The 11,700-nt window shown below is 59.0% G+C and carries 10 protein-coding genes; all 10 read right to left on the bottom strand.

The window, feature by feature from the left end:
• The 10 genes from hisS to ruvA all read right to left on the bottom strand — a co-directional run bounded on the left by hisS (position 1) and on the right by ruvA (position 11,692).
• On the bottom strand, positions 1 to 1,347 hold the full coding sequence (gene hisS, locus BLT69_RS05925; protein ID WP_070727291.1) for a histidine--tRNA ligase: 1,347 nt from the start codon (positions 1,345 to 1,347) through the stop codon (positions 1 to 3).
• Positions 1,348 to 1,379: 32 nt separating this feature from the next.
• Positions 1,380 to 2,099: an MBL fold metallo-hydrolase gene (locus tag BLT69_RS05930; protein ID WP_058236769.1), complete on the bottom strand. Its 720-nt coding sequence runs from the start codon at positions 2,097 to 2,099 to the stop codon at positions 1,380 to 1,382.
• A gap of 3 nt (positions 2,100 to 2,102) precedes the next feature.
• Entirely contained in the window at positions 2,103 to 3,434 is a 1,332-nt protein-coding gene (locus BLT69_RS05935) for a DUF349 domain-containing protein (protein ID WP_083314510.1), read from the bottom strand.
• Between the two features lie 83 nt (positions 3,435 to 3,517).
• A complete protein-coding gene (locus BLT69_RS05940; protein WP_307876260.1) occupies positions 3,518 to 5,851 on the bottom strand; it encodes a RelA/SpoT family protein in 2,334 nt (777 codons plus the stop codon).
• A gap of 73 nt (positions 5,852 to 5,924) precedes the next feature.
• On the bottom strand, positions 5,925 to 6,470 hold the full coding sequence (locus BLT69_RS05945; RefSeq protein ID WP_070727295.1) for an adenine phosphoribosyltransferase: 546 nt from the start codon (positions 6,468 to 6,470) through the stop codon (positions 5,925 to 5,927).
• A complete protein-coding gene (secF, locus tag BLT69_RS05950; RefSeq protein WP_070727297.1) occupies positions 6,467 to 7,573 on the bottom strand; it encodes a protein translocase subunit SecF in 1,107 nt (368 codons plus the stop codon). The genes BLT69_RS05945 and secF overlap by 4 nt, the downstream gene beginning before the upstream one ends.
• Positions 7,570 to 9,411, bottom strand: a complete 1,842-nt coding sequence (secD, locus tag BLT69_RS05955; RefSeq protein ID WP_070727299.1) for a protein translocase subunit SecD — start codon at positions 9,409 to 9,411, stop codon at positions 7,570 to 7,572. The genes secF and secD overlap by 4 nt, the downstream gene beginning before the upstream one ends.
• A 46-nt stretch (positions 9,412 to 9,457) precedes the next feature.
• A complete protein-coding gene (locus BLT69_RS05960; protein WP_070727300.1) occupies positions 9,458 to 9,916 on the bottom strand; it encodes a preprotein translocase subunit YajC in 459 nt (152 codons plus the stop codon).
• A 152-nt stretch (positions 9,917 to 10,068) separates the two neighbouring features.
• Complete coding sequence (gene ruvB, locus BLT69_RS05965; RefSeq protein WP_058236775.1) at positions 10,069 to 11,097, bottom strand: Holliday junction branch migration DNA helicase RuvB; 1,029 nt, start codon at positions 11,095 to 11,097, stop codon at positions 10,069 to 10,071.
• A gap of 1 nt (position 11,098) precedes the next feature.
• Positions 11,099 to 11,692: a Holliday junction branch migration protein RuvA gene (ruvA, locus tag BLT69_RS05970; protein WP_058236776.1), complete on the bottom strand. Its 594-nt coding sequence runs from the start codon at positions 11,690 to 11,692 to the stop codon at positions 11,099 to 11,101.
• Positions 11,693 to 11,700: the final 8 nt, after the last annotated feature.

Here is an 11,700-nt window from a genome sequence, read left to right on the forward strand (position 1 = left end):
CTAGTCCTCCTGTGTGGCCGACGCGATGCGCGGATGCATATCCTCTGCCGGAGGCATCCATGTCTCGCAATCGGCTTCGACCTGGTCACCCGATCGAATGTCCTTGACAGTGTCACCTTCCGAGGCGTCCGGGAACCAGACGAATGGTATTCCTAATCGATCAGCGTAGCGGATCTGTTTGCCGAATTTGGCCGCTGTAGGCGCAACATCGGTGGGAATACCGCGTGAACGCAGGGTCGCTGCGATCCGGTTGGAGTGCCCGCGGTCTTCCTCGTTCATGACGGCGACGACCACCGCGGCCGGTGAGGTACGCGTGGCGGTCACCATTGGCTGCGCGATCATGCGGGAGACGAGGCGAGAGACACCAATGGACAGCCCGACGCCCGGGTAGCTACGTTTGCCGTCCGATGCCAGAGAATCGTAGCGCCCACCTGAGCAGATCGATCCCAGTGACGGGTGTTCGGTCAGCACTGTTTCGTAGACCGATCCAGTGTAGTAGTCCAGTCCGCGCGCAATCTTCAAGTCAGCAAAGACAGCGCCGGGCATGCGCTCATGAGCGTCGCTAATCAGCGCACACAGCTCATCCAGCCCCTCGCGCAAAATGTCGTTGGACAGTTCCAACGCGTCAATACCGTCGCGAAGCTCGGCCACATCATCGGTGTGGATCTGCGCCATTGTCAGCAGGGTGCGTGCCTGGTCGCCTGAGATTCCGGCTTCTGCCAGTTCCTCGGTCACACCCTCGGGCCCAATCTTGTCCAGCTTGTCCAAACCGCGCAGCGCTGCGTCAACGTCGCCAACTCCGAGCGCTTCGCATACGCCCTGAACGACCTTGCGGTTGTTGGCCAGGATCTTGAACGGGCCGATGGGCAGTGAGGACAGTGCTTCGGCCATCACGAGCGGCAGGTCGACCTCGAAGTGGAACGGCAATGCACCGTTGCCGACGATGTCGATATCGGCCTGAGTGAATTCGCGGAAACGTCCTTCCTGCGGGCGTTCGCCGCGCCAGACTTTTTGAATCTGGTAGCGCTTGAACGGAAAATGCAGGTCGTTGACGTTATCCAGGACGTATCGGGCCAGCGGAACGGTCAGGTCGAAGTGCAGTCCGATCCTGCGGTCCTTATCGGTGTGTTCGCCTTTCTCGAGTCCCTGGAGACGTTCAAGCAGGTACACCTCTTTGGAGGTTTCCCCTTTGGACAGCAGCGAGTCGAGGGTTTCGACGGCTCGGGTTTCAATGTTGGAAAACCCGTGGAGTTCGAACACATGACGCAGCGAATCGAGCACATGCAGCTCGATCAGCCGGCCCTCAACGCTCCATTCGGGAAATCCAGACAATTTTGTCCGTGCCATCGTATGTGTCCTTCGATTCTTTTACTCTGTGTCTAGCCTTCGCGTCGTGCGCGCGCAACGTACTGATTGGTCTGAAGTTCGTGTGCCCACGTCGTCAGTGGCCCGTGCCCCGGGATCATGACCGTTCGCGGATCAATGGCGTTGGCCATGGTGCGAAGCGTATGTTTCATTTGGCGTTCGTCTCCACCGGGCAGGTCGGTGCGTCCAACCGACCCGGCAAAGATCACGTCAGCACTCAGCGCCCACGGAATTGGATCGTCATGCTGCCACAGGATTGTGCCCTCGTGGTCCGCGATATTGACGTCGCACTCCCCCAGGAACAATGCCGACCCCTCTGTGTGGCCTGGCGCAGGAAGCATCTGCAGCCAGATGCCGGGCTGGATTTCGAACGTGTCAGAAGGCACGTCGCGCAGATCTTCCGGCTTGTGCCACGTCAGGTCCATGCCGCTCGGTTTCATCGGCAGATACGACATCGGGTCATCCATGCGGTATCTGTCAGGACCAGGGATCCACACCGGTGCGGGCGCGTCAGGTGCCCATGAGGCCACCTCGTGAGCATCCCAGACATGATCAGGATGACCGTGAGTGCACAGAACGGCGCCCACCTGAGCATCAGCGCGATCCAGTGCCCCGCGGATCTGGTCGCACACACCTGCCGACGGGTCAACCACTACGACGTTCGCTTCTGCGTCGGGCTGAAGCACGATGCAGTTTGCCCCGAAAAACGGGGTCGGTATGACAGTGATGAGCACGCGTCACTCCATTGACGAGCGGATCTGATCCAACCACGCAGTCTTCGTTGCCAGTGTTTCGCGCAACGACTGTACCTGATCGGAATTTCCGGCGCTTTCGGCCTTCTCGATGTCGGCTTTCAGTCGGTCGAGCTGTTCTTCCAGCTGCCCCAGCATGCCTTCGGCGCGGGCACGTGTCTCCGGGTTCGAGCGCTTCCACTCGCGTTCTTCAGCCTGGCGCACCGCATCCTCCACGGCGCGCATCCGGCCTTCAACCTGGCCGACGTGGGCCGATGGCACGCGGCCAATCTCATCCCACTGGTCCTGGATGGCGCGCAAACGAGGCTTGACAGCGTCCATGTCTTCGATCGGCAAGAGCGCCTCGGCCTGCTCCAGCAGCGCTTCCTTGGCCTTGAGGTTTTCTTCAGATTCGGCATCTGCTGCTTCATCCTTGGCGCGGCGCGCATCGAAGAACACCTGCTGCGCTGTCCTGAAACGTGCCCACAACGCATCGTCTTCCTTGCGAGACGCGCGAGGCGCTGCCTTCCAGCGATCCATCAGGTCCCGGTAGGCCGACGAGGTTGGCCCCCAGTCCGTTGAATTCTGAAGGGCTTCAGCTTCAGCAATCAGCCCTTCCTTCACGCGACGCGCCTCAGTCTGCTTCTGGTCAAGTGCCGAGAAGAACTGGCGACGATGACGGTCAAAAACAGTGCGTGCACTGGAAAAACGCTTCCAGAGCTCATCTTCGGTGGATTTGTCCAGGCGTGGCCCCTTGCGCTGTAAAGTCTTCCACTCTTCAAGCAAGTCACGCAGTGCCTGTCCTGAATGCTTCCAGTGGGTGCGTTCTGGGTCCTGTTGAGAAATTTCTTCGGCCCGCTCGACCACTTTGGTGCGATCTGCAATGGCCTGTTCGCGAGCAGCCTGGCGCTCGGCCTTGGCTTGAACCTTGCGCTCCTCACCAGCCTGAGCGGCCTTGTCGACGCGCTCACGCAACGCGGGCAGGTCACCGATTGCTGCCGGCTCCGCAACGGCCTCACGCAGCGTGGCTACGGTTTGGTCGATGTCGCGTGCCCCCAGGTGAGGCAGACGGTCTTCAAAAAGGCGGATCGTGGCTTCCAAGTCGCTGTAGCGCCGCTCGTACAGTTCGAACGGGTTGTCCGGAGCGCCCTCCGGGTAGGATCCGATGAGGCGTTCGCTCTCACCGTCAGTGACGTAGATATTTCCTTCAGTGTCCATTCGCCCGAACTCGGTACGAGCAGGTTCGGATGCGGTTTCCGGGGAGCCAGTGGATGGCTGCTGTGGATTAGGCGAGATAGTCACGATCTTCCTTCTCGGGACGTGGATGGACCGATCCATCCGTGCGCGGTTATGTGTCTTGACTGACACTTCCTTATCCTACGCAAAATCACGCTCGAGGGGCGAACTGTCGGTCTCCTCGTTCACGATTCGTCTGCACGGGATTCACGCGCACGTTTCCGGGTGCCCGTCACGCGACGCGCCTCAAAAACACCATCAACACGTCTGAGAGCAGATAAAACGGCGTTCAGATGTGCCATGTCCGCAAGTTCGAATGTGAAGCGCGTAGAGGCCACCTGGTCAGCCGACGTCGACATTGATCCGGTCAGAATATTGACCGAATAATCCGACAGGACCTTCGTCAGATCCGACAGCAATCCAGCCCGATCCAGTGAACGCAATTCAATTTGGACGCGGTACTGCGCGTTCGAACGGTTCGTATCCCACGAGACATCAATGAGACGTTCAGGGTGGAGCTCTTCCAGACGGGCTGCGTTCAAACAGTCACTGTGGTGGACGGAAACACCTTGCCCACGTGTGATGAACCCCATAATCGGGTCGCCGGGCACCGGCGAACAGCATCGGGCCAGCTTCACCCAGATGTCATTGGAACTCATTCCAGACACCACGATGCCCACATCCGAGGTCGCCTTGCGTGTGCGCGTATCGCCTGGTGTGATGCCTTCAGCAAGCGTCTCTTCAGTGCCGGCTCCCCCGCCCAGGTTCTCCACCAGTTTGGACACGACATTGTGGGCAGACAGGTGGTTCTCTCCTACTGCCGCGTACAGACCCGACACGTCCTGGTAACCCAGGTCAGTTGCCACCGACAGGATCGATTCATGATTCATCAGGCGCTGCAGAGGCAGGTTCTGTTTGCGCATCGCGCGCGCCAGTGCTTCCTTGCCGGCTTCGATGGCTCCCTCACGGCGTTCGCGCGAGAACCACGATTTGATTTTCGATCGTGCACGAGGGGACGCCACAAATGCCAACCAGTCATGAGACGGGCCGGCCTTTTCTGACTTCGAGGTGATGATTTCACACGTGTCGCCCGATTCCAGCTGCGTATCAAGAGGAACGAGGCGGGCGTTGACGCGTGCACCGACAGTGTGATGGCCGACCTCGGTGTGGACGGCGTAGGCAAAGTCGACGGGTGTGGCGTGTGCAGGCAGCACGACAACTTCGCCTCGCGGGGTGAACACGTAGACTTCTTCGCCGGCAATTTCGTAGCGCAGCGAGTCGAGGAACTCTTCCGGGTCACCTGTTTCCCGTTCCATTTCCACCAGAGCGCGCAACCAATTCATTTGCTCATTGGTGCTCATTGCGTCGGACGTGCCCGATGTTGCGTTCGGGTTCTCCTTGTACTTCCAGTGAGCGGCTACGCCATTTTCGGCACGCTCGTGCATCTCATATGTACGTATCTGGATTTCCACCGGCTTGCCGCCCGGCCCGACCACCGTCGTGTGCAGCGATTCGTAGAAGTTGAACTTCGGCATGGCGATGTAATCCTTGAACCTGCCCGGAATCGGATTCCACCTGCCGTGCATTGCGCCCAAAACGGCGTAACAGTCTTTGACACTGTCAACAAGGACTCGCACCGCCACCAGATCGAAAATCTCATCGAACGCTTTGCCGCGCACAATCATCTTCTGGTAGATCGAATAGTGGTTCTTCGGGCGCCCGCCGACCGTTCCGCGAATTCCGGCGCGCCGCAGATCCTCTTCGATCTGCGCGATCACGTCACGCAGATAGGTTTCGCGGCGCGGTGTGCGCTGTTGAACAAGCCGGTCAATCTCTTCGTAGATTTCCGGCAGCATCGTCTTGAATGACAGCTCTTCAAGCTCCCACTTGATCGTGTTCATGCCCAGGCGGTGGGCAAGCGGCGCATAAATCTCCAGTGTCTCTTTCGCCTTGCGTTTAGCGGATTCAGGCGAGACGTACTTCCACGTGCGCGCATTGTGCAGGCGATCTGCAAGTTTGATCAACAGCACGCGGATATCCCGACTCATCGCCACGATCATCTTGCGCAGTGTTTCCGACTGGGCTGCGGTGCCATAGCGGATTTTATCGAGCTTGGTGACACCGTCGACCAGCAGTGCGATTGACTCACCAAAGTCAGCGGTGAGCTGCTCAACCGTGTAATCCGTGTCCTCAACCGTGTCATGCAGCAGCGCCGCCACCAGCGTTGGCGTCGTCATGCCCATTTCAGCCAGAATCGTCGCCACTGCGACGGGATGAGTGATGTACGGCTCGCCAGATGCGCGTTTTTGCCCTCTGTGATGAACTTCAGCCGTCTCATAGGCGCGCTCAATAACTGAGATATCTGCTTTCGGGTGGTTGGCGCGCAAGGCACGCACCAATGGTTCAATCTCAGGTGCGGTCGTGCGCCCTCGCGAACCAAACCAGACCAGTCCCGACCGCACAAAGGACCCTGCCGACGGCGCTTTCGGCCTGCTCGGTGGTTTAGTTCTCTCACTCACACAGTCATCATAGGCTCAGGCGCGCCCCCACGTGTGAGGAAGCGCGCCTGAGCTGGAAAGTTACCGGGTGATGTCAGACAGACAGTGCCACTGCAGACTGCACATCCAGGCCCTCAAGCTTGTCTCGGCCCTTCAATTCAGTCAACTCGAGGAGGACCGCCACACCTGCAACCTCGGCCTTGCACTGCTCAAGCAGATTCACCGAGGCACGTGCCGTGCCGCCGGTGGCCAGCACGTCGTCAATGATCAGGACGCGTTGTCCCTCTACGACAGAGTCCGGGCGAAGCTCCATGCGAGCGATGCCGTATTCGATGGAGTAATCCTCACCGATCACCGGTCCGGGCAGTTTGCCGGCCTTACGAATCGTGATCATACCGATGCCCATACGTGTCGCCATCGGTGCAGCCAGGACGAAGCCTCGTGACTCCAGGCCTGCGATAGCGTCAATGCGTCCCTCGTAGTGCTCGCAGAGCAAATTGATAGTTTCCTGGAACGCCGGGCCGTTGGCCAGCAGCGGTGTGATGTCGTGGAAGAGGACGCCTTCCTGCGGGAAACCGGGGACGTCACGCATATTGTCGACGACCAGTTTCTTGATGCGCCTTCCGAGTTCTTCTGTCATTTGCGCTTACGCTTCTTTCGTTGAGGTTGAGCATCATTGCCAAGACGGTGCCCCGGGATGACCGGTCGCGCCGCCACAGCTTGTACCTGAACACTGTCAGATGTTGGGGCGTGGTCACCCTCGTCAGTCGAATCGATTGAGCGTTGCCTGGCGACGATGGTGTTGTGTTCACGGGCGCGTGACCGACGCTCCTCCAGCATGACCAACAGCGGCGAGGCGATAAATATCGACGAGTAGGTACCCACAATCATTCCGACGAACAGTGCCAGAGCAATATCCGTCAGCGTGCCCGCCCCCAGAAGAACAGTACCGATCACGAGGATCGCTCCCACCGGCAGAAGTGCAACAACGGAAGTGTTAATGGAACGCACCATCGTCTGGTTGACGGCGAGATTGACCAGTTCGCCATATGTGTAGCGCTTCTGCTCCCACACGTTCTTCGTCAGGCCGCGCACGTTGTCGAAAACGACCACCGTGTCATACAGGGAGTATCCCAAAATGGTCAGGAAGCCAATGACGGTTGCAGGCGAGACTTCGACTCGAGTGATCGCGAAGAACGCGACGGTCAGGGCCACGTCGTGCAGCAGAGCCGTCATAGCAGAGATTGACATGGTCCACGAGCGGAAGTACACCGTCATCAAGGCGGTGATGACCGCCAGGAAGATGACCAGAGACTGCAGTGCCTTCCCGGTAACGTCTTTACCCCATGACGGGCCGATCGACGAGGACTGGACATCATCTGCGGATATATCGTATGCCTCTGCCAGCGCGTCGCGAACTTGCGCTGTCTGGTTGGGGTCCAGTGACGGTGTCTGGACGCGGATACCGTTCTGACCCAGATTCGACACGCGCACGTCGGTCACGCCCGCGGATTTGGCTGCATCATATGCAAGCTGCTGTTCACTTTGGCTAATGCCGATCATGGAGAATTGCGAACCACCGGTGAATTCGATGGATTGACGCAGTCCCAGCACTGACACGAGGAGCGCACAGACAACCAGCGTGATGCCGGCCGCGTACACGAAAATCTTGCGGTTCGGGACGATCCGATAGGATTTCTCGCCCGCATACAGGGCGTTTCCCCACTGGGCGTAACTTCTCATCGTGCTTCCTCCTGCTTAGCCGCAGCGGCTTGTTCTCGGCGCTGCTCAGCAAGCGATTTACGGGTGCCGACCGCTGTGCTCCCCGATGGCGTTGATACTGACTTCGTCTTGCGCACATCAGTGCGTGCACGCGCCGCGTAGATGGCACTGGACTTTGCACCGAGGTGTTCGGGATCCAAACCGGACAGCTTGTGGCCTTCACCGAAAAATGGGATGCGGATGAGCAGCTCCATCATCGGGTGCGTGAAGAAGAAGATCACCGCAAGGTCAACCACCGTCGTCACGCCCAATGTGAAGGCGAATCCCTGCAGGCCACCCACCGCGAGCATGTACAGCACCACGGCGGCCACGAGGTTCACCGCGTCCGAAATCATGATGGTGCGTTTGGCCCGCTCCCATCCTTCGTCGACGGCTGCCACGAGCGGGCGACCGTCACGCACCTCGTCGCGGATGCGTTCGAAGTAGACGATGAACGAGTCAGCGGTGACGCCAACTGCAACGATCAGGCCAACTACGCCAGGCAGTGAGAGGCGATATTCCATCAGCCATGACAGCAACGTGATGACCAGGTAGGTGATCACGCCCGCCATCAGGAGTGAACCGATCGAGATGATCGACAGGCCTCGGTACTGCCAGATCATGAACAGGACAACCAGGATCAGACCGATCAGACCGGCCCACAGACCCTTGGCCAGGTGATCGGATCCGAGCGTTGCAGAGATCTGCTGCTCGGACTGGACGGTGAAGTCCAATGGCAGTGAACCGAAGTTCAGCTGATTGGCCAGTGCCTTGGCACTGGTTGGCGTGAAATTACCGCTGATCTTGGCATGACCGTCAGTGATTGCTGCATTCATCGACGGTGAGGTAATCACCCTATTGTCAAGGACGACTGCGAAGCGGTTACGCGTGGGATCAGAATTCTGGAAGCCGACCAGACGAGTTGACGCTTCCTTGAATGCTTCGGTACCGACTGAGTCGAATTCGAGGCTCACAACCCACTCGCCTGTTGCCTGCCCCGTCTGGTTGTAGTCCATTGCGGCCTGGGCTGAATTCAGGTTCTCACCTTTGACATCGATCGGGCCAAGCAGGAATTTTTGGGTTCCGTCATCCGAGCACGTGGCATAAGGCTTGTCGGGATCACCGGGAGTGGTCTGGGTGCGTGCCTCAGTCGACATGCAGTCCAGGGTCAGGAAGTCGAACACGACCTGCTCGGTCATCCATGCCGAGTCCGAGTTGTTCTCCGGTGTGGTCGCCGGCTCGGTGCTCAGTTTCCCATCCTTATCCTGGTCGGCAGCCTGGCGGGCCTCATCCTCGGACATGGCCGTGGAGACAAGGGTTTGCGACTGCGGCTGGTCGGCTGCATCTCCAGACTGCGCGCTGCCGGCTCCCGACTGGCCGGAATCGCCGCTTTGAGCCGCTTCCAGTTGTTGCCTGGGTGCAACTGCGGCACCGACCTGCAGCACTGGACGGAAGTCCATCTGAGAAGATGAGCGGATCAGATTCAGCGTCTCCTCTGAGGGACGGCCAGGCAGCGAGACCACAATGTTGTTCGAACCCATTGAGGTGATTTCCGATTCGGAGACACCCGAGGCGTCCACGCGGTTACGGATAATGTTGATCGCCTCAGTGATGTCCTCATCAGTAATATTGCGGTCGTCTTCGCCTGTCGTATTCGGCGTCAGAATCAGCTGGGTTCCACCTTCGAGGTCCAGAGCCAGCTTCGGATGGAGTGTTGCACCTTGAGTTGCGCGTCCGATCAGCAGTGCTGCGATGCCGATAGCGACCACAACAAAGAGCGCGACAAGTGTGCGCACCGGGCGACGTTTCTTATTAGCCACAGTGATGGAGTCCTTGGTCAATGAAGTCGATGAATGGATGAATGAATTAGATGACGGGCGGAATATCGTCCTTGTTGCGGTTCTTGTCCCGCTTATCCTCGTCCTCAAGATCCGCTGCGAGCGTGTCGCCCTCGTTCACTGACGAGGGTGTCTCAGGTTCGATGGGATCATACCCAAGTACAGCAGGCTCATCTTCTTCCTCGGAAATGGCTTCTTCGATGTGATCAGCTGATTCCGTGGCGAAAGGTGGCTCGCCGACTTCGCGGATGACGGAACGTTCCCAGTAAGTTTCGGTGCCGTCCGACGTTTCCAGGATGACGATGTCGCCATCCTGATCCACGTAGCGTCCCCAGAACCCTACGGCGGTCTTCACCCATGCACCGGGCACCATCTGTTCGCTGATGATCCGTTGCTGTTCTTCCTGCTGTTTCGCCATTTTCTTGCGAGCGCGTGATGAGAACCAAAACATCACAATCAGCATCAACAACAGCGGCAGCCAAAGCATTAACGAGCCGGTACCTTGCACGGGGAAACCTCTTCATCCTCGACAAATCTACGTATATGACAGCACCGTGACAGTACACGGCGCCCGCTGCAGTCTACCTGTTCGTCTTCTCGATCGCGACGAACGGCGTCACTGTGCGTGCTACCTCACGTTTAAATCAGCGTGTCCTGATCGCTCGGAGGGGTCAGATTCAGGTGTGACCACGCTTTCGGTGTAGCTGCACGGCCGCGTGGGGTGCGAACAATGAACCCCTGCCTCATCAGGTACGGTTCAGTGACAGTTTCAACGGTTTCAGCTTCTTCGCCCACGGTGATAGCCAACGTGGACAGCCCCACCGGCCCTCCGCCAAAGCGCACGCACAGTGCTTCGAGGACGGCGCGATCCAGTCGGTCCAGTCCCGACTGGTCCACTTCAAACAATGCCAGTGCTTCACGCGCCGATTCCAGTGTGGGTGTTCCGTCCCCATGCACCTGCGCGTAGTCAAGTACGCGGCGCAACAGACGGTTTGCGATACGTGGCGTGCCGCGTGAACGGGAGGCGATTTCATGGGCTGCCTCATCGCTGACCGACACTCCCAGTAGCCCTGCCGACCGGTTGATGACCTGAACCAGGTCCTCTGTCTCGTAGAACTCCAGGTGCCCAGTGAAGCCGAAGCGGTCGCGCAGCGGTGCAGGCAGCAGCCCGGCACGCGTGGTCGCGCCCACCACTGTAAACGGTGGCAGCGTCAGCGGAATCGACGTGGCGCCCGGACCTTTGCCAACGACCACGTCGACACGGAAGTCTTCCATCGCCAGGTAGAGCATTTCTTCAGCGGTGCGTGCCAGGCGGTGAATCTCGTCGATAAAGAGGATGTCACCTTCCTGCAGGCCAGACAGGATCGCGGCGAGGTCGCCAGCGTGCTGGATCGCAGGTCCGGAGGTCAGGCGCAGTGAGGATCCCATCTCCTGCGCAATGATCATCGCCAGGGTTGTCTTTCCCAGTCCAGGCGGTCCGGCCAGGAGCACGTGGTCGGGTGTGACAGAGCGACCGATCGCTGCTTTCAACACCAGTTCGAGCTGTGTGCGCACGCGCGGCTGACCCACGAATTCGCTGAGGTGTTTCGGACGGAGAGCAGCTTCAGCTGCGCGCTCCAGTTCCGTCGCATCTGGCGCGACAATGCGCGGAGACAGGTCGTCGTCCATCTCATCCACGGGTGCCTCCCAGCTTGATCAGTGATGCGCGCAGAAGGTCGGATGCCCCCATCCCCTGCCCGGCAAGTGAGTTGACTGCTTTTCGGGCAATCGCCTGTGTCCAGCCGAGCTGTACCAGTGCAGCGGTGACTTCCTCGGTCACTTCATCACTGTCGGGTTCGCTGGGTACATCTTCAGCGTGTGCAGCGGGCCCCAGCTTGTTTCCAATTTCAAGGACGATCCGATCAGCAAGTTTTGGCCCCACTCCGGGGATCTTCCTGATTTGTGCGCTGTCTTTTTGGGCGAGGGCGTCGCGCAGCTGGTCGGGTGTGAGAACTGCCAACGCCGCCAGGGCGATGCGCGGTCCCACTCCGGAGACGGTGCGGATCACGGTGAACACGTCTTTCTCGTCACGCGTCGGGAAGCCGAACAAAGCGATCGCATCTTCCTTGACATCCATGACGATGTGGAGCGTGACCTCATTGCCACGGATCAGGCTGTGCGCCGTTGGTGGAGTGACCTTGACGGCCCATCCAATTCCACCGTTGACCACAGTGACTTCATCCAGGCCGATGTGCTCAACCGTTCCAGTCAGCAGTGCGATCACCGTTATTC

It is taken from the genome of Schaalia radingae (assembly GCF_900106055.1).
GTDB lineage: Bacteria > Actinomycetota > Actinomycetes > Actinomycetales > Actinomycetaceae > Pauljensenia > Pauljensenia radingae_A.

Bases quoted from the DNA above. Each gene is read 5' to 3' on its own strand.
- hisS (WP_070727291.1), bottom strand. From the start codon at position 1,347: ATGGCACGGACAAAATTGTCTGGATTTCCCGAATGGAGCGTTGAGGGC.
- BLT69_RS05935 (WP_083314510.1), bottom strand. From the start codon at position 3,434: ATGGATCGGTCCATCCACGTCCCGAGAAGGAAGATCGTGACTATCTCG.
- BLT69_RS05945 (WP_070727295.1), bottom strand. From the start codon at position 6,470: ATGACAGAAGAACTCGGAAGGCGCATCAAGAAACTGGTCGTCGACAAT.
- secF (WP_070727297.1), bottom strand. From the start codon at position 7,573: ATGAGAAGTTACGCCCAGTGGGGAAACGCCCTGTATGCGGGCGAGAAA.
- BLT69_RS05960 (WP_070727300.1), bottom strand. From the start codon at position 9,916: ATGCTTTGGCTGCCGCTGTTGTTGATGCTGATTGTGATGTTTTGGTTC.
- ruvB (WP_058236775.1), bottom strand. From the start codon at position 11,097: ATGGACGACGACCTGTCTCCGCGCATTGTCGCGCCAGATGCGACGGAA.